The following is a 16,327-nucleotide window of genomic DNA, read 5'->3' on the forward strand; positions in this document are numbered from 1 at the left end:
GCCCTTAACTCAGTTGGTGTTAACCCCTGCCGACCTGCGGCGATGTGCGGCATGCTGAGACGGGACGTCTGACCGACCCAGTGGAGGAGGCGCATGAGTGACGGGCTGAAAAAAGCGCGGGCGGCGCGCGGTTGGTCGCAGGAGCGACTGATCCGTGAGGTCGAGCGGTACGCGCGTCAGCACCTGATCGACGTGGCGTCGACCGCGAGCCTGCGCGTCTACGTATCCGAGTGGGAGAACGGCCGACGGCCGCTCTCGGACCGCTACGCCGCAATCCTCCGTCCGCTGCTCGGCGTCACCGATGACGAGCTGCGTGGCGTGCCGGCCACCATCGCAGCGCCACCAGCCGTCGGCGGCTATGACGAACTGATCGAACGGGTCGACTCAGCGCGCAGCGTCAGCAAGTCCATGGTGAGCACGTTCATGGATCAGACGGAACTGTTCCGGACCATGGATCGGCAGATGGGCGCCGCGAGCCTGGTGGACCAGATGAACGGTCACCTCTCCGCCCTCGAAGACGCGCTCACCTTCGCGGTGCTTCCTGATGCGCGGAAGCCGATCGCGCTCGCCCTCACGGGTGCAGCGACTCTTGCGGCGTGGCAGGCGTTGGATGCTGGTGCCGTCGAGAGAGCGTGGCGGCACTACGAGCTGGGCAAACGCGCCGCCCAAGAGGCGGACGCGCCTATGTACGCGGCTCACGCCATGGGGGAGCAGGCGTACGTCCTGTGCGATGCCGGGCGCCCGGAACTTGCCGTTGAGCTGGTGCGCAACGCGCGGAGCACAGGCGGAGACAGACTCTCTCCCCGCTTGCAGGCGTGGCTTCATGCCGCGGAGGCCGAAATCTGCGCGAAGGCAGGTAAAGACGATGACTGCCGGGAGGCGCTGGAAAGGGCAGTCACGTGCCTCCCGGACGGGGAAGAGGCACGCGACCCAGACATGCTGAGCGTCTTCCTGAACCACGGACATCTGTCCCGGTGGCGAGGTAACGCCCTTGCTCTACTCGGCGACGACGATGCAGTGGGCAGCCTGTACGAGGCCCTCGACGCGATGGACCCGACCTTCGTTCGTGCCCAAGCCGGCCTGCGGTGCGACCTGGCGCAGGCTCATCAGGCGCGCGGCGAGGTCGACCAGGCACGTGAGCATCTGCGGCACGCACGGCTGCTGGCGAACCGTACGGGCTCAGTGCGTCATCGCCGCCGGATCGATCTGCTCACGGGGCAGATGTAGGAGAGCTGGCGAGCAGGTGGAGGAGGGCGACGAGCGTCCCCGACCCCATGAGCTGCCCCTTGGCCATCAGACCCGGGATGTCGGCGAGCGGCACCCAGGCGACGTGGCCAGCCTCTTCGAGATCAGTCGGTTCGCCGATTCGCTGAGCGCCGCGCCCGACGTAGATCTCGTGCGGGCTGTCGACCATGCCCACCATCGGCTGGTACGTAACCACGTGCTCCAGGCTGTCCGGGCGCCAGCCGGTCTCCTCCTCAACCTCGCGGAGTGCCGTCGTCTGGGCATCCTCGCCGGGGTCGACGATTCCACCGGGAAGCTCCCAGCCCCACTGCTGCGGCACGAAGCGGTATCGCCAGAGCATGAGCACGCGGTCCTCGTCGTCCAGTACCGCTGAGATCGCAACGTGGTGCAGCGTGACGACGTGGTGCTCGAAGCGCTCCACACCGGGCGGTTCGACGTCGACCAGATCCAGCTTCACCCAGCGGTTGTCGTAGAGGTTCCGCTCACCGTGGATCTTCCAGGGCTCCAGTCCCTCGGGCGGTTCGACGCTCACTCCGCCGGCCACCCGGTAAGCACTGCGTCCGTGGGCCCGGATCAGCCGCTCAGCGGCCAGACGTGCCAGCACTTGCCGGAGGGCCGTGCGGCCGATCTCCAGGTCCTCGCTCAGCGTCCGCTCGGAAGGCAGCTTGTCCCCTGGCTGCAGCTTCCCCGAAGTGATCCACTCACGGATCGTTGAGTAGACCTTGGTCGACTTCGGTCCCATCCTCAGAGCACTCTCCTGGTTCGTCGGCTGGCGCGTACCAGCGTATCCGTGGGCATTCGACCTCGACAGAGGCATCTACCCGCCCCTTTCGTTGAGTGCGACGTGTGGCAGCGGGCGTGCCTGACACGGCCCGTGGAGCGGCCTCCTTCGAGGGGTATCAGGACACAGGCACTGACACGACCGCAGAGCCAGTGCCAGCATGGGCACATGCCCGGCCAGACGTGCCCGAAGTGCCATGGTGACGGCGTCATCGATCGCACCGAGTACACCGTCGAGCTAGACGAGAACGGCAATCAGGTGCCCGTAGAGCGCCACAGCACTCAGCAGTGCGACTTCTGCGGCGGCACCGGAGAGGTAGAGAGATGCGCCCGATCCTGTGCTGTCATCAGTGCGGCGCCGTCTACCTGCCACCCGGTGACCTCTACTACCCGACCGCGGGCGTCTGGGCCAGCCTCACGCAGTGCGTCGGCTGCATGCCTCCCGAAGGCGGCCCCGCCAACCCCGATACGAGGGGACTGCGTTTCCCCAACTCGGTGGATCACAAGTCGGCCGTGAAGCAGCGCGCGGGCCGACGCCCCCGCAAGCGCAAGACCGGGGCAGGCGGTGACCCCTCCGGGGCCCGAGTGCGCTACTGACAAGTCGCATGTCAGGGGTAGGCGCTGGAAAACCGTTGCTCAGGGCCGCCCCAGGGCCGCCCGCATCGCCTCCAGTACGGCGCGACGCGCATCACGGGCGGCCCGCCATGCTTGGCGGTACTCAGTCGAATCCACGTCGTGACCGGTGACCACGACGTCGTAGAAGTCGAGCACCGCGCTGGTGGCCTCGTGCGCCTTCTCGACGACTGACTGGGATGCCACCAACTCCATCCAGTGCTGCGCGGCGTACACGCCATGCTCGCCTAGGGCGATGTGCCCCTTGCCGATGCGTTCCTGAGCAGGTTCAGCGCGGGAAAAGGTGTCTCGGGCCTTGGCCAGGGCAGCCATATACTCCGCGAACGAAGCTCGTAGCGCATCGCGGTCGCGCTCAGAAAGCTCGCGGCGCCACCTAACACGGTCTGCGAGTAGGGTGCTGACCACGCCGAGGATCGCACCTAAAGCCGTTGCCGCCATTGTTGACCACTGCATGAACGCAGCCTAGATGCGGTGTCGGTACCGTGTGGACCGCTTCTTAATCTCCCAGGTGTTCTCCATAGTGGACTGCTGACGTTGAAGCCCGCCCAACAGTTCTGACGGTACCCAGCACGACTAGTATGGTCGATGCGAGGTTGATTCCTACTTGACGACCTGTAGATGAGGTCGCTTGTGGGCAGAATTCGAGCCGTGACCTCCGCCAGTTTCCGCAGTGACCATCAAGCCGAATACCCAACTATTCAACTCTCGAAGGTTCGCGTCGAGTTCACTTGCGACATGGCGAGGAAGTGTTCCATCTTCGCGCAAAAAGGCAAATACCTTCTTGAGGGCCATTGAGTATTCGTGTGGCTCGTCATTCGGCTCGCCTCTCCTGTACCCAAGTCGTCCTAGCTCAATGACTGTCTGCCTGTACTGCCAATCTGAAATCTTCCCGAGGGCATGAAGGCGGTAGGTGAGGGCCATGGCTGACACATTCCAGTACTTCTTCAGCCTGATGATCTGGTCTGTGGTCGGGCTCTCGGGGGCGCGGGATGCCACGCTACGCTTTGGCATCAGCAGCTCGGACGCGAACTCGTCAGCCTCCTTCTCTGCAGCTCTGGTCCGAACACCTGCTTCGTCGTCAGAGTGCATGATCAGGTGGCCAAGCTCGTGAGCTGTGTCAAAACGACTGCGAGCCGCTGATTTGTGAGTGTTCAGAAAGATGAACGGTCGGCCATCCCTCCAAAAGGAAAACGCATCCACCTCTGGGTACTCCGGGGCGAGAGAAAATACCCTCACGCCGTGAGCTTCGACTAGGTGAATCATGTTCCTTATGGAGGTTTCTTCTCCAAGTCTCCACGCGGATCGCACGTCCGCCACCGCGAGAGCAGGTTTCATCTTCCGACCTGGTGTCGGAATATCGACAGAGGGCAGCTTGAAGCGCTCATCGATCCAGTGGCTCAGTTCCACGGCCAGCCTAGATTCCGCTAGGGCTGCATCACGCGTAGAGGCCGAGAGCTTGCTCCGTGCTCGGAAATTGACGGATTTGGCGTCGATCTCGTCTATTTCTGAAGCAGAGAAGAATGAGAGAGGGAAGTCTAGTTCCGTTGCGAGATCTCGCAACGTAGTTAGTGATGGTTGCTGACGGCCGCACTCGTAGTTGGAGATGCTTTGGCTGCTCACTCCAACCCGGCTCCCCAGCTCTACGAGGGTCATCCCCCGGCGTTTTCGAGCTAGAGTCAATCGGGATGGAGTGAACATAACCTCGTCTTTCTGTGTATCGCCCGGTTTGACTACTTTCGTCGCTCAACCGGAACGACGTCGGGCGGCCCAAAGCCCTCGTTGGGGTCTTTCTCGTGAACCTCGAAGTCGTCGCTGTCGACGGAGTAGAACTCTGGCGGCGTGATCCGGGCATACCAGTCCTTCATGTAGCCCTTGACGTTCAGCCGCTCTGGGAGGGAGACCTCGTGTCGGATCTCCTTCCGTACCTGATCAAAGTAGACCAGCATCAGCCAGAGGTTGTAGCCGGCCAGCTCATCCTTCGGCTCCTCCACCTGGAAGGCGGAGCGCTTGAGCAGTTCGATCTGCCCCTGGGGCTCGTTCCGTCCGACCAGCTTTCTTGTCAGCTCTCCCTTCGGGTAGCGAGAGCTGGGCTGCTGGCGTCCCTCCCGCAGGCCGGTTAGATGGTTGCCGCTCGTCACGCCGAGGGCCACGTGCGTGCGCGGATTCAGCAGGATCGGAAGCACGCCAGCCAGATTGACCCGCTCCCAGTCATCCTCTTCGAGCTGGCTGCTCAGGCTGGTCACTAGGCCGTTGTAGGCGTAGATGCCGGGGGCGATGGGTGCTGCATGCCTCTTCGAGCAGAGGCTGCGTTCAGTGTTGCTCGCGCCAAGCGCTTGACGGAGAGTCTCGGTGCGAAGCCCGAGTCTGGCCAGCTCTGCCGCGTAGTCGTCAGGCTCCCCCGACGCTTCCAGATTGATCATCCTGCCTCCAGAGGCGCTTATGGATGCGAGCCCTCGGATGTGGGCTCAAATCTATAAGGGGAGGGTACACAGTGCCACTGACAACGCCGGGGATCGTCGATGCAGTCGAATCGAACGTACGATCTATTACGTGCTCCTGGATCGGGCGCCGCTAGTGATCAATGGATCGAGCGGCAGTGCAGGGGCAACTGCAGGAAGGAGTGGTGGAGTCGTTGGCGTGGCCCCCAGGGGCTCCGCAGCGAGGCTGGCACCGGCAAGCCCGGCCCGCCGTAAGCCCGCCGGTCGGGGGCGCTGGATGGCGTCTCCCCTGCGCGCGTCGCTCGATCCTCTGCGCCACGTGCTTGCGGTGTCTGCTGGCGGGGGTGCCCGTGCGTCTAGATCCGCCGTTCGGGCATAGGTGGCGGTGGGGGCTGAGGTGGGGCGGCGCGTCCACCATCGTCGGGAATCGAACGGACGTATCATTCTGGCGTGCCCAAGTACGACTTCCCCGAGGACCTGATTGCCGCCCAGCTGGAGATGCACCAGGCGCGTGCCGAGTACCGCGCGCTGTGCGCCACCCTGCCGTGGTCGGCGACGCCGCAGCCTGGATACGAGCGCCCCGAGGGCTACTGGTATCCCTTCCGCCGGGAGGACTCTCCCGGCTACACCGAGGAGCAGGCCGAGCGGGAGGAGCAGCTGCGCGCCCGGATGCTGGAGCTGTCCATTCAGATCGGCACGCACCCGTACTGGGGCACGCTCTCCGGCGGCGACGTCGTCGCCGCCCGCAGTGCCCTGAAGCACGTCCACGATGCCCCGGCGAACGATGGGGACGCGGCGTAGCGCCATGGATGAGGAGACCGGACCGCTCACGGACGGAGAGCTGCCGTCCGAACCTCCCACGCCGCCGATCCGAATCCTTCTGTATGACGGGCAAGAGCTGCTCGGCCGGCTGCACCGTCGCTGGCAGGGCAACACCGACATCTGGTTCTACGAGGTCTCCGTCACACTGTGGGCCGATGCCCAGCTAGGTGGCCGGGACCTGGCTGAACCGGCCGACGTCACCTTTAGCGCTCCTGCCTCTCACGTCCGGCCCGTTGACGGCGTCTCGTATGCCGGCGTACCCATCGAACGGGACCGCGGGGCCCTGCTGTGGGCCCGCACGGGGCGGCGACGTAGCGGCCCCGTTCGAACTGGCTGTTCACCTGCATGCGGGCGTGCGTGCCTGCGACGATGCCAGCATGCCGATGCCTGGAATGCCTCTTCAAGCTGCGCTCATCCCCGACTGCACCAAGCTGGAAGCTCATCGTGCGGCCTACGAGAGCGCCAAGGCCAACGACGCGATCTTCGTGTGTATCGCTCGCCATGGGCGCCACTGGAAGGTGGAGCTTGATGCCATGGCCAGCAGCAAGCCCTACGTCCCGGACGAGGCGATGGCAATTCTGAACTCTAAGGTCGACGCTTTGGTGCTGAATGGGACCGTGGAGCAGGTGTACATCGGGGCTGACTACATCTCCATGTGGCCGATCAAGACTGAGGAGAGGGCGCGGGAGATCGGGGCAGCGTTCCATGCTGCGATGCATGGTCTCCAACAGCTGCACATGGCCGTCCCGGACCAGCGTGCAAAGTCGTAGGGCACGAGGTCAGGACTGGCGGGAGCGAGCGCGCACCACGCGTCGACAGAAGCTCTGGCGGGCAGGTGGCCCCGATCCCTGCCGAGGCAAGTATGCCTCTCACCCGTCTGCGGACGTGGTCAAGGCCTTGCGTGCTTCCTTCAGGTAGTGATCCATCGCCTTCCTGATATCGCCTGTGTAGTCACCGCCGAAGCCGATTGGGCGTCCGTCATCGTGGACGTCCCCGCCGCTCATGTTCCAGACGAAGGCGCTGTGATGCAGATCGTTGAAGGTCTTCACTACCTTGTTAGCGGCCTCGCTGACCACTTCGGGGCCCTCCAAACTCACGGCTGCCAGCTCACGTTGCAACACCGACTGGTGCTGATCAATCGTGTCCTCGATGCGCCACGAGTCGGCTTCCTGAGTCTCCTCTTCCCATAGATCCACGAGGTCGATGTGGGCTTCACGACAGGCCAACAGGAAGTCGCTGTAGGTGCGTTTCCGGGGCTCCCGGAGCTGGAGTCTCGCGTCCGAGATCATCTGCCGCTCGGACTGCCGGTTCGCGAAGAAGTTGCCGCCGATCGCAGCCAACGCGGTGATGACGCCCACGAGTACTGTTTCCATCTCTGCGTCCTCCTCTGAGACCGCCATCGTTGGCGGTCACTTCGACGGCAAGACCCCCGCCCCAACGCGAAGGTTGTAGCCGCCCGCGTCCGTCAGTCGCACAGTGCCAATGTCGATCGTTTTGGGAAGCTGTGGGCCATGGGCGGGCCAGAGCTGCGGTCGAGCCGACCACTGCACCGGTCCGCGCAGGTCAGCGTGACAGAGGCCTCCGTGGGCGGAGCGCTCTTGAAAACTGTCGTGAGGTGATCCCTCACCGTGGGTTCAAATCCCACAGCCTCCGCACTTCGAAGGCCCCTGACCAGCAAATTCGGTCGGGGCCTTCCGCTTTGAGCGCCAGCCCTTGCCCAGGACGGCTGGGGTGCCGAGGAAGCGTCAGGAATCGCACATTCATACACAGCAGACCGCTATCATCGCAAGATGAACTCTGCTTCCACATCACCCGATTTGTTCGGTTTCCCTGTGGTGGTGATCGCGTTCGTCGTTGCCGGGGCTAGTTTCCTGGTTTCGCTGATCGCGCTTGGTTGGTAAATCGCCAAACACGTGCTCGATGGCGGTCGCGTGAGGATCTACCTGGATGCGGCTATTTGGGAGCCAGGAGTGAGGCTTGCCGTTAACCATACGGGTAAGTGGGTAATGGCCAACGGGCACTTCGGGGAGCCGGGGGGCGAACATAGAAGCCGCTCAGCTTGTTATTGAGAATCCAGGTTGTGCTCCGGTCGCTATTTACAACCCCACTTTGTCGATCGCTGGCACCGGCAAGCCGAATCATGCGATATCGCCTCGAATGTTCGAGGTAGAGGGTTACGGGCACGAGAGTGCCACCACGGAAACGGTCGTGAGAACAGACCCGCACGACAGAGTAACCTTCTTGCTTGATTACTGGTCTGTGGTGCCGAACGTCGTCACGGACGCCAAGGGGTCCAGTGTCAAGCTTCGAGGTGCGGTGTCGGTCGCTGGCAGGAGGCGTCCATAGCGCGGTCGAGTCGTCGCCTCGCCTGGCGCGTAGGGCAGGATGAGTGGACCTCTTTCGAAGGGGCGAAAAGATCTCTCCGTTCACATTGATGTGGCGCGAGTTGTTCAGAGTGAATGAAACGCTGGCAGGGTCCGACCGGATCGAAAATGTTGACATCTACAAGCTCGGAGCCGTTCTTCGCGGAGCAATGCACGAATTCCAGGAGTGCCCGCCTCTTGAGGAACTTGGGGACGCTCTGGTCGGAAAGGCGGATAGTCTCAAGGTGAGCAACTTTCCGTTCTTTGTTGTGGGCTTGAATATGCACAGGTCGCTACAAGTCCATGCGCGGCATTTGGCTCCGTGGTCACAGTTGCCAAGCACGAAGCCCAGTGCACCTGAGGCTTCCATCCCTAGTACGGCAGCCGCCCCCTGTGATGTTTGAGGCGTTGCCGCTGGTAGTGGCTTCGGATTGCCCATAAGTGCCTGATTTCGTTGCAGGACAACGGAATTAGGCGTTCGCCGGCGGTCGTGGCGCCCCTTTTTGATCGCGCTGTTCATCGCGGGTCCGTTCGCGGTGGGCGGTGATGGCGAGGAAGGCGGCGGCGAGCATGGACAGGGTGCTGTGCCGGTACCAGGCGTCGTATTTGCGGACCTGGTAGTGATCCAGCCCGGTCTCGTTCTTGGCGAACTGAAAAGTTTCCAACGAGCGGCCGCGCTGAGGGCTCCGCTGATCACGGCATGGCGGGGCCAGTCGTCAGAAGGCCGCAGCCTCGGCCACGGTCTGGTCCTGCTCACCGCTGCCGCCGCTGACGCCCACGGCGCCGACGATCCGGTCGCCGTGCCGCAGCGGGACACTGCCCGCGAAGATCACGACGCGTCCGTTGTTGGATGCGTTGATCCCGAAGAACTGCTCACCGGGGCCCGCGTTGGTGGCCAGGTCGGCGGTACTGATGTCGAAGGCCCGGGACGTGAAGGCCTTGTTGATGGAGATGTCGACGCTCCCGATCCAAGCCTCGTCCATCCGGATGTGCGCGACGAGGTTGCCGCCGACGTCGACGACGGCGATGTTGCTGGGCGAGCCGATCTCGCCGGCCTTGGCCTACCCCGCGGCGATGGCTCGCCGGGCGTCCTCCAGAGACACGGACTCCGTCTTATTGGCCATGGCAACGTCCCTTCTGCTGTGGGTACGCGGTTGTGCACTCAGGCTTAGTGTTGGCCGACCCCGCGCGCCTCCGCCTACCGGACCGAACCTCGCGTGCCCCGATGCGCACGGCAGGCCCACCCCGAGGACCGACCCAAAGCACCGTTGCCGTGAAACGGATCCCCAGCCCCGGGCCGCGGTGCCGGATCAACGAGTGGAGGTTGCAGCGCCCGCGGCGGGATGATGCTTCGGTCCGTAGGCGCGACACGCTCCCCGGCCCCGACGGTGCCGCGTCGAGTGGTACGCCTACGAGCCTCACTCGCGATCGCGATCAGGCGAAAGGGCGTGGACCTGCACAGTTATGAGGAAAGGGGAAGGTAGTCAGAGGTAGGCCCGAAAGTCTGCGTAAGCGCGGGAGGGGCAACGACTTGGAGGCCGCTTTGCGTCGCCGTGTCAACGCAGCCAAGTTCATCAAGTGCGAACTCGGTGAGCCCTACGAGACGCTCATGAGCGGCGAAGAAGCGCACCGCACTCTGACACACGGCGCACGCTCATCGGTGCATGTCGCCGGGCCATCGCATCTCGCGGGATGGCTGCTACGTCTCGGGCGGCGTGCTGCCGCTGCCGCAGAAGGCCCGACTCCTCTCCTCGACTGCACCGGCCGGCCGCAGCCCGTCTCTCGGCACCTGGCCGGCGAGACGCGCGCCCACGTCGAGGCAGCGATCCGACTCGCTGAAGGGATCGATCGGGAGGCGCACCGCGCCGGCGCCGCCTGCTGAACACGGCGCCACACCTGGGCTGGCCAGTCCCCATCGGGGAGTGGTGGTGGGCCTGGGGTTCCCACGACCAGCGGTCCGCGCCCGGCGGTCCTGGAGATCACGTAGCCTCCTGCCACCGCGCCAGCATGAGGGGGATCGTGGACGAGGGGACCGCGGCGCTCTACGCCGCCATCATTGGATTCGCCGCCGCCATCATTGGAGCCGCAGTCGGTGGGCTCGCCAGCTGGAAAGCCGCCCGGCACGGAGCGGACGCCGCAGTGCAAGCCGCCGTCGAGCAGGTCAACGGGCAAGCAGCCCACGAGTACGCTCACTGGCTGCGGCAAGAGCGCCGCCGACTGTTTATCCAGATTCTTGAGGTCATCTATTACACCCCCAGACGCTGGAGGGAGACCGTCAACAATGTGCGGGGCTCGGTCGCCGCAGAAGGAAGCGAGAGCAACCGGGCGACGGCAAGCTCAGACGGCAGTGAGGTTCGGAAGCACCTGGACACGCTTGGCGTCGAGGCCTACTTGTTGGCCTCGTCAGACGTGTGCAAGGCCCTGAATCAGGCATCAGTGACGATCGCTAGCGGATGGCGGGAGGTTCTCGAATTTGTTCGCCTCCTCAGTGAACAACCGCCAGGACAGCTTGAGGAAGAGCAGGAACAGCTCCTGCAACGTCTCCACGAGTCCATCGCCTTAGAGATTGGCAACTTCACTGAAGCATGCCGAAAGGACTTGGCCGGCCCTCTCGATCGATAAGCGCCGCGCAAGATGAAGCCCCGCCGGATCATCCTGCGGGGCTTCTTCCTGTGTGCTGAGTGCGGCAGGTGGGCGGCCAAGTGCACCTGTATCGGCTCGTACACGCCATTGGGCACGTACTCCGGGATTGGGCGGGGGGATCCACTCGGCCCCCGTCAGCTCCTCTGACGCGGCGACGTGCCCCTCGCTCGAATTACCGTGCACGCGATGCAGAACACCGGCGTGCCGGAAACCGGATGGACTCGCCTCCCGAGCATCCACACCGTTCCGAGGAGCGGGCCGGCCGTTCTCTGCTGCCTTCTGGCAGGGCGCTACCTGTCGAAGTCGTGGTGCGGGGGGGGGGCGGTCATCAGGGCGCGTGCGCCGCGAGGTTGATCTTTGAGGGTGGGTGTTGTCCGGGAGCGAGACGAGAGATCAGAGCAACGGGAGAGCGGATGAACACCGCCATTTCCACCGCCACCAGCCGTTTCCGTGGGCGTGCCGGCCGACGCGTCGCCGCCGCCGTTGTTGCCGCGGCGCTGGGGCTGGGGATGGCCGCCTGCGGGCAGGACACCGGGTCTGACGCGGCCGCCGAATCCTCGGCATCGGCTCAGGCCACGGGCGGGCCCTCCGCGGACAGCTCCTCGACGGACAGCTCCTCGTCGGACAGCTCCTCGACGGGCAAGGCCGCCGGTGAGCAGGGGCAGGGCGGGGGTAAGGGCGACGCGGCTGCGTCCGGGGGAGCGCCGGGACACAGCAAGTCGGCGCCTGAAGGGGGCGGTGTGGCCAACGCGGGCAACCACAAGACGGTCGTCGGCAAGCTGGAGTACATGGCGCCCGGCAAGCTGATCGTCAAGCGCCAGGACGGTGGCATGGACCAGGCGTTCTTCGTGGCCAACGCCACCAAGGTCCTCGGCGCGGCCTCGATCTGCTCCGACGACCCCGACGACGGCGTGTCCCTGGGCGACGACGGTTACGGCACCGCGGAGTGCACGGTGGAGCAGCTGGAGAAGGCCGCCAAGACCGGCAGCGTGACCGTTCGCGTCACCATGAGCACCAAGTCCGGTGCCGCCGAGACGGTCGAGGAGAAGTACCACCCGTAAGCCCACCACCGGTAAGCCCACTACCCGTAAGTCCACCACCGGTAAGGCCACCACCCGTAAGTCCACCCGTAAGGCCATCCGTAAGACGACCCGAGGGCTCGTACTTTGCAGATCGCATTACCTGCGCCGCGCTTGGTGGGCTGCCTGCGAGTGCGTGGCTCTGGGCCGGTACCGGCGTAAACAGCGGTTTTGGGGGGTGTGCGCGCGACCCTGTGTGGGTCAATGCGGATGTTTGAGGGGGAGGGCTCACGCTTGCGGGGGAATCGGTGGGCTTAGCCGATTCGGGCTACGCCACTTGGGCAGTTCTGGGTCGCGACGTCGTAACGCAACAGACCCGGGGGGGTCGGCCAACCACCCAGGGATTGCCCGTTCCAAGTGGTTCCGCAGGAGGAAAAAATCATGGCAAGCATCCGTGCCGCTCGTACCATCGCCACCGTCGCCGCTCTGCCGCTCGCGGCGGCCCTGTTCGCCGGGGTCGCGTACGCGGACAACGGCTCGTTCGCGTCGGACGGGTCGGGAGCGGTGTCGTCGAGCCAGGAAGGCTCCGGCGTCGGGCACGACAACAACGGCAACTCCACCAGCACCCAGCAGGTCGCCAACGGCGACGGGGCGTCCAACCAGAACAACACCGCGAGCGTGAACGGGTCCGGTTTCACGCACATCGACCAGTCCAACGCCACGGTGAACTTCACCAACCTGTGGTGAACCCTCCGATGACCCCTCGGGAGCCCCGCCGGGCCACCTGAGGACGACGGGCGGCCGGTCCTGGGGAGAGCCGGCCGCCCGTCTCGTACGTGTATTGACAGCGAGCGGTTTCTGACGGACAGTCAGAAACCGCTCGCTTGCGTGTGCAGAGGATCTTCGTGTGCAGAGGATGTTGAGGAGGGCGTCGACGTGCACCTTGCTCCTACGCCGCGGCAGCGGCAGCTACGGACACGGCTGCGGGAGTACTTCCGCGAGCTGCTCCCGGGCGGCGCGGTCGAGGACCCGCAGGAACAGCGCGCGATCCTGAAGCGGATCGGCACCGACGGGCTGCTCGGGCTCGGCTGGCCGGAGGAGTACGGGGGCCAGGGGCGCGGCCCCGACGAGCAGTTCGTCTTCTTCGACGAGGCGTACCGGGCCGGCGCGCCGGTCTCGATGGTCACGCTGAACACCGTGGGGCCGACGCTCATGAAGTACGGCAGTGCGGAGCAGAAGGCGTTTTTCCTGCCGCGGATCCTCAGCGGGGAGATCGTCTTCGCGATCGGGTACAGCGAGCCGGAGGCCGGTACGGATCTGGCCTCGCTGCGTACGCGTGCGGTGCTGGAGGGCGGCGGCCCGGCCGGGGCTGCCGGGCGGGATACGGCCGGGGCCGGCGCGTGGGTGATCGACGGGGTGAAGGTTTTCACCAGCAATGCGCAGCAGGCCGACTGGATCTGGCTGGCCTGCCGTACGGATCCGGAGGCGCCCAAGCACAAGGGGATATCGATTCTGCTGGTGCCGACGGACGCGCCGGGGTTCTCGTGGACGCCGATACGGACGGTGGGCGGACTGACCACGACGACCACGTACTACGACGGCATACGGGTGCCGGCCGGGAACCTGGTCGGCGAGGAGAACGCCGGCTGGGGCCTGATCACCAACCAGCTCAACCACGAGCGGGTGGCGCTGGCCGCCATCGGCATGCAGGCCGAGGACTGTTACGAGGTGGCGCTCGCGTACGCGCGTACGCCGGATCCGCACACCGGTGAGCGGCCCGCCGACCGTCCTTGGGTGCGGGCCCGGCTCGCGGAGGCGCACGCCCGGCTCGCGGCGACGCGGCTGCTGAACTGGCGGCTGGTGGGCGATGTCGGCGCGGGAGCGCTGAGCCCGGGCGATGCGAGCGGGGTGAAGTTCGCGGGCACCGAGAGCGCGGTGGAGGTCTACCGGCTGTGCCAGGAGGCGGTCGGGGAGGCGGGGCTCGTACGGGCCGGGTCGCCGGGGGCCTTCGGGGCCGGGACCGCGGCCGAGGGCGAGCTGGAGCGGATGAACCGTGCCGCGCAGATCAACACCTTCGGGGGCGGGGTGAGCGAAGTGCAGCGGGAGATCGCGGCGACGATGCGGCTCGGAATGCGGAGGGGGCGCCGGTGAGCGGAGCGGTGAGCGGTACGAGGAGCGGGACGGCGGGGGGAGAGGGGGCGGGGAGCGTCGGGGAGGTGGACATCGGCGCGCGGCTGAAGGCATTCGTGGGGCGGGCCGCCGCGACTGCCGGGGCCGGCAAGGACCCGGTCAACCTGCCGATGATCCGGCACTGGTGCGAGGCGGTCGGCGACACCAGTCCGGCCTACGCCGGGGACGCGGCCATCGCCCCGCCCACCATGCTCCAGGCCTGGACCATGGGCGGGCTCTCCGGACATGTGGACAGGTCGGGCGCGCACGACGAGATGTTCGCGCTGCTGGACGGTGCCGGGTACACCGCCGTGGTCGCCACCGACTGCGAACAGGAGTACCTGCGACCGCTGCGGCCCGGTGACGAGATCACCTTTGGCGCGGTGATCGAGGCGGTGTCGGACCGCAAGACGACCAAGCTGGGTACCGGGTACTTCATCACGACGCGGATGGACATCCGGGTGGGGGACGAGCTCGCCGGTACGCATCGCTTCCGCATCCTCAAGTACGCGCCCGCCTCGAACAGGTCTGCCTCGGAGGAGCCAGGACCGCGGCGGCCCCGGCCCGTGATCAATCGGGACAACGCCGGATTCTGGGCCGGGGTGGCGGAGCGTCGACTGCTGATCCAGCGGTGCGGTGGCTGCGGACGGCTGCGTTTTCCCTGGCTGCCGGGGTGCAACGGCTGCGGGGCGCAGGAGTGGGACACCGTCGAGGCGAGCGGCGACGGCACCGTCTTCTCGTACGTGGTGATGCACCACCCGCCGTTCCCCGCCTTCGACCCGCCGTACGCGGTCGCGGTGATCGCGCTGGCGGAAGGGGTGCGGATGGTGAGCGACGTGGTGGGCGTGGCGCACGACGAGGTCCGCGTCGGGATGCCGGTACGGCTGGAGTTCCAGCAGGTGGACGAGGAGCTTGTGCTGCCGGTGTTCCGCGCCGTCGGGCGGGCTTCCGGGGCGGTGGGCTGATATGGACTTCACGCCCACCGAGGAACAGCGTGCTGCCGCCGGGCTGGCCGCGGAGATCTTCGAGGATCTGGCGACCCATGAGCGCATGAGCGCGCTGGGCAGTGCGACGGACACCGAGCTGTGGGCCGCGCTGTGCGATGCCGGGCTGGTGGGCGCCGTGGCCGAGACCGGGCTGCTCGGGCTCGTTCTGCTGCTGGAGGAGCAGGGGCGGCGGACGGCACAGGTGCCGCTGGCCGCGACCGCGGTGTACGGGCTGCTGCCGGTCGCGGCGCACGGAAGTGCGGAGCAGCGCGAACGGCTGCTGCCCGCGCTCGCGACAGGGGCGGCCGTGGCCACCGGTGCGTTCCCGGGGAGGAGCCGGGGGCGTGTGCGCGCCGACTCCGAGGGGCGGGTGAGTGGGGTGCTGCCGGTGGTGCCCTGGCTGCGCGACGCCACGCACGTACTGGTTCCCGTGTACGCGCCGGAGGCCGCCGGGTGGCGGCTGTGGCTGGTGGAGACGGCGGGCCCTGGGACCGTACGGGAGGCGGTGGAGACGACCGCGCCCTGGTCGGCGGGGCGGCTCACGCTGGCGGAAGCGCCGGGCGAGCCGCTGGGGGCCGCGCCGTGCACGGACGAGGAGGGGCTCGGCCCCAGGCCCGCCACGGAGCCGCCCCCGTACGACGATCTGCCGGCTGTGCGTCCGGACCCGTACGACGACCTGCCGGCTGTGAGACCGGACCCGTACGGCGACGTGCTCGCGTCCGCGCGGACGGCGTTCGCGGGGCTGCAAGCGGGGGTGTGCGCCGGGTCGCTCGCGCGGGCGGTTGCGCACACCAACACCCGCGAGCAGTTCGGCAGGCCGCTCTCGACCCATCAGGGCGTCATGCTGCGGGCCGCCGACGCGCACATGGACACCGAGGCGATCCGGGTCACCGCGTACGAAGCGGCGTGGCGGCGGGACGAGGGGCTGGAGGCGCGCCCGCACGCGCTGACCGCCGCGTGGTGGGCGGCCGAGGCGGGCCGGCGGGTCGTCCACGCGGGCCAGCACCTGCACGGCGGCACCGGCGCCGACCTCGACCACCCGGTCCACCGCCACTTCCTGTGGGGCCGGCAACTGGCCGCCCACCTCGGCGGCGGCGCCGAACTGCTGGAGGAGCTCGGAGAATTGCTGACGGGAGCGGGGACTTCGTGAACCTGAAACAGGAGAGCAGAAGCGAAGAAGGCGACCGGGGTGACCTGGGCGGCCGGGGCGGTCGGGGCGACGACCGGGC

Annotated in this window: 15 protein-coding genes and 2 pseudogenes; 10 read left to right on the forward strand and 7 right to left on the reverse strand. The window is 66.4% G+C overall.

The window, feature by feature from the left end; all coding sequences use genetic code 11:
• Nucleotides 1-93: 93 nt before the first annotated feature.
• The gene (locus tag ACIGQF_RS25715; RefSeq protein ID WP_399714506.1) at nucleotides 94-1,227 is read left to right on the forward strand and encodes an XRE family transcriptional regulator; all 1,134 of its coding nucleotides are present in this window, start codon (nucleotides 94-96) and stop codon (nucleotides 1,225-1,227) included.
• Here the strand turns inward: ACIGQF_RS25715 and ACIGQF_RS25720 are convergent.
• Nucleotides 1,211-1,987, reverse strand: a complete 777-nt coding sequence (locus ACIGQF_RS25720; protein ID WP_399714508.1) for an NUDIX domain-containing protein — start codon at nucleotides 1,985-1,987, stop codon at nucleotides 1,211-1,213. The genes ACIGQF_RS25715 and ACIGQF_RS25720 overlap by 17 nt on opposite strands.
• Nucleotides 1,988-2,349: 362 nt before the next feature.
• On the opposite strand from ACIGQF_RS25720, the gene ACIGQF_RS25725 reads away from it, so the two are divergent.
• On the forward strand, nucleotides 2,350-2,622 hold the full coding sequence (locus tag ACIGQF_RS25725) for a hypothetical protein (protein WP_399714510.1): 273 nt from the start codon (nucleotides 2,350-2,352) through the stop codon (nucleotides 2,620-2,622).
• 39 nt (nucleotides 2,623-2,661) lie between these two features.
• Here ACIGQF_RS25725 and ACIGQF_RS25730 read toward each other — a convergent pair whose 3' ends face one another.
• The 3 genes from ACIGQF_RS25730 to ACIGQF_RS25740 all read right to left on the reverse strand — a co-directional run bounded on the left by ACIGQF_RS25730 (nucleotide 2,662) and on the right by ACIGQF_RS25740 (nucleotide 5,078).
• Nucleotides 2,662-3,111 (reverse strand): hypothetical protein, encoded by a 450-nt coding sequence (locus ACIGQF_RS25730; RefSeq protein ID WP_399714513.1) that lies wholly within the window; start codon nucleotides 3,109-3,111, stop codon nucleotides 2,662-2,664.
• Nucleotides 3,112-3,258: 147 nt separating this feature from the next.
• The gene (locus ACIGQF_RS25735) at nucleotides 3,259-4,356 is read right to left on the reverse strand and encodes a helix-turn-helix domain-containing protein (protein WP_399714515.1); all 1,098 of its coding nucleotides are present in this window, start codon (nucleotides 4,354-4,356) and stop codon (nucleotides 3,259-3,261) included.
• Between the two features lie 32 nt (nucleotides 4,357-4,388).
• Nucleotides 4,389-5,078 (reverse strand): hypothetical protein, encoded by a 690-nt coding sequence (locus ACIGQF_RS25740; protein WP_399714518.1) that lies wholly within the window; start codon nucleotides 5,076-5,078, stop codon nucleotides 4,389-4,391.
• A gap of 468 nt (nucleotides 5,079-5,546) precedes the next feature.
• Here ACIGQF_RS25740 and ACIGQF_RS25745 point away from each other — a divergent pair, with 468 nt between their 5' ends.
• Nucleotides 5,547-5,897 (forward strand): hypothetical protein, encoded by a 351-nt coding sequence (locus tag ACIGQF_RS25745; RefSeq protein WP_399714521.1) that lies wholly within the window; start codon nucleotides 5,547-5,549, stop codon nucleotides 5,895-5,897.
• A gap of 398 nt (nucleotides 5,898-6,295) precedes the next feature.
• Complete coding sequence (locus ACIGQF_RS25750) at nucleotides 6,296-6,688, forward strand: hypothetical protein (RefSeq protein WP_399714524.1); 393 nt, start codon at nucleotides 6,296-6,298, stop codon at nucleotides 6,686-6,688.
• Nucleotides 6,689-6,787: 99 nt separating this feature from the next.
• On the opposite strand, the gene ACIGQF_RS25755 is transcribed toward ACIGQF_RS25750, so the two are convergent.
• The 3 genes and pseudogenes from ACIGQF_RS25755 to ACIGQF_RS25765 all read right to left on the reverse strand — a co-directional run.
• The gene (locus ACIGQF_RS25755) at nucleotides 6,788-7,291 is read right to left on the reverse strand and encodes a hypothetical protein (RefSeq protein WP_399714526.1); all 504 of its coding nucleotides are present in this window, start codon (nucleotides 7,289-7,291) and stop codon (nucleotides 6,788-6,790) included.
• Between the two features lie 1,460 nt (nucleotides 7,292-8,751).
• Nucleotides 8,752-8,943 (reverse strand): annotated as a pseudogene (locus tag ACIGQF_RS25760) (IS701 family transposase); the annotation flags it as partial.
• A 54-nt stretch (nucleotides 8,944-8,997) separates the two neighbouring features.
• Nucleotides 8,998-9,330, reverse strand: a pseudogene (locus ACIGQF_RS25765) (heme-binding protein); the annotation flags it as partial.
• A gap of 970 nt (nucleotides 9,331-10,300) precedes the next feature.
• Between ACIGQF_RS25765 and ACIGQF_RS25770 the strand changes: the two are divergent.
• The 6 genes from ACIGQF_RS25770 (at nucleotide 10,301) to ACIGQF_RS25795 (ending at nucleotide 16,248) form a co-directional block, all read left to right on the forward strand.
• Nucleotides 10,301-10,903, forward strand: coding sequence for a hypothetical protein (locus ACIGQF_RS25770; protein WP_399714528.1), 603 nt, complete (start codon nucleotides 10,301-10,303; stop codon nucleotides 10,901-10,903).
• A 434-nt stretch (nucleotides 10,904-11,337) separates the two neighbouring features.
• The gene (locus tag ACIGQF_RS25775) at nucleotides 11,338-11,985 is read left to right on the forward strand and encodes a hypothetical protein (RefSeq protein ID WP_399714531.1); all 648 of its coding nucleotides are present in this window, start codon (nucleotides 11,338-11,340) and stop codon (nucleotides 11,983-11,985) included.
• A gap of 399 nt (nucleotides 11,986-12,384) precedes the next feature.
• On the forward strand, nucleotides 12,385-12,690 hold the full coding sequence (locus ACIGQF_RS25780; protein ID WP_361553078.1) for a hypothetical protein: 306 nt from the start codon (nucleotides 12,385-12,387) through the stop codon (nucleotides 12,688-12,690).
• 189 nt (nucleotides 12,691-12,879) lie between these two features.
• The gene (locus tag ACIGQF_RS25785) at nucleotides 12,880-14,094 is read left to right on the forward strand and encodes an acyl-CoA dehydrogenase family protein (RefSeq protein WP_399714534.1); all 1,215 of its coding nucleotides are present in this window, start codon (nucleotides 12,880-12,882) and stop codon (nucleotides 14,092-14,094) included.
• A 65-nt stretch (nucleotides 14,095-14,159) separates the two neighbouring features.
• Nucleotides 14,160-15,077: a bifunctional MaoC family dehydratase N-terminal/OB-fold nucleic acid binding domain-containing protein gene (locus ACIGQF_RS25790; RefSeq protein WP_399714536.1), complete on the forward strand. Its 918-nt coding sequence runs from the start codon at nucleotides 14,160-14,162 to the stop codon at nucleotides 15,075-15,077.
• A 1-nt stretch (nucleotide 15,078) separates the two neighbouring features.
• Nucleotides 15,079-16,248, forward strand: coding sequence for an acyl-CoA dehydrogenase family protein (locus ACIGQF_RS25795; protein WP_399714538.1), 1,170 nt, complete (start codon nucleotides 15,079-15,081; stop codon nucleotides 16,246-16,248).
• Nucleotides 16,249-16,327: the final 79 nt, after the last annotated feature.

Origin of the sequence: Streptomyces sp. NPDC053560 (assembly GCF_044544605.1) — a bacterium.
Classification (GTDB): domain Bacteria; phylum Actinomycetota; class Actinomycetes; order Streptomycetales; family Streptomycetaceae; genus Streptomyces.

Excerpts from the sequence above, each read along its gene's own strand:
- ACIGQF_RS25720 (WP_399714508.1), bottom strand. The coding sequence starts at position 1,987 with ATGGGACCGAAGTCGACCAAGGTCTACTCAACGATCCGTGAGTGGATC.
- ACIGQF_RS25730 (WP_399714513.1), bottom strand. The coding sequence starts at position 3,111 with ATGCAGTGGTCAACAATGGCGGCAACGGCTTTAGGTGCGATCCTCGGC.
- ACIGQF_RS25795 (WP_399714538.1), top strand. The coding sequence starts at position 15,079 with ATGGACTTCACGCCCACCGAGGAACAGCGTGCTGCCGCCGGGCTGGCC.
- ACIGQF_RS25740 (WP_399714518.1), bottom strand. The coding sequence starts at position 5,078 with ATGATCAATCTGGAAGCGTCGGGGGAGCCTGACGACTACGCGGCAGAG.
- ACIGQF_RS25775 (WP_399714531.1), top strand. The coding sequence starts at position 11,338 with ATGAACACCGCCATTTCCACCGCCACCAGCCGTTTCCGTGGGCGTGCC.
- ACIGQF_RS25715 (WP_399714506.1), top strand. The coding sequence starts at position 94 with ATGAGTGACGGGCTGAAAAAAGCGCGGGCGGCGCGCGGTTGGTCGCAG.
- ACIGQF_RS25725 (WP_399714510.1), top strand. The coding sequence starts at position 2,350 with ATGCGCCCGATCCTGTGCTGTCATCAGTGCGGCGCCGTCTACCTGCCA.
- ACIGQF_RS25735 (WP_399714515.1), bottom strand. The coding sequence starts at position 4,356 with ATGTTCACTCCATCCCGATTGACTCTAGCTCGAAAACGCCGGGGGATG.
- ACIGQF_RS25750 (WP_399714524.1), top strand. The coding sequence starts at position 6,296 with ATGCCGATGCCTGGAATGCCTCTTCAAGCTGCGCTCATCCCCGACTGC.
- ACIGQF_RS25780 (WP_361553078.1), top strand. The coding sequence starts at position 12,385 with ATGGCAAGCATCCGTGCCGCTCGTACCATCGCCACCGTCGCCGCTCTG.
- ACIGQF_RS25755 (WP_399714526.1), bottom strand. The coding sequence starts at position 7,291 with ATGGAAACAGTACTCGTGGGCGTCATCACCGCGTTGGCTGCGATCGGC.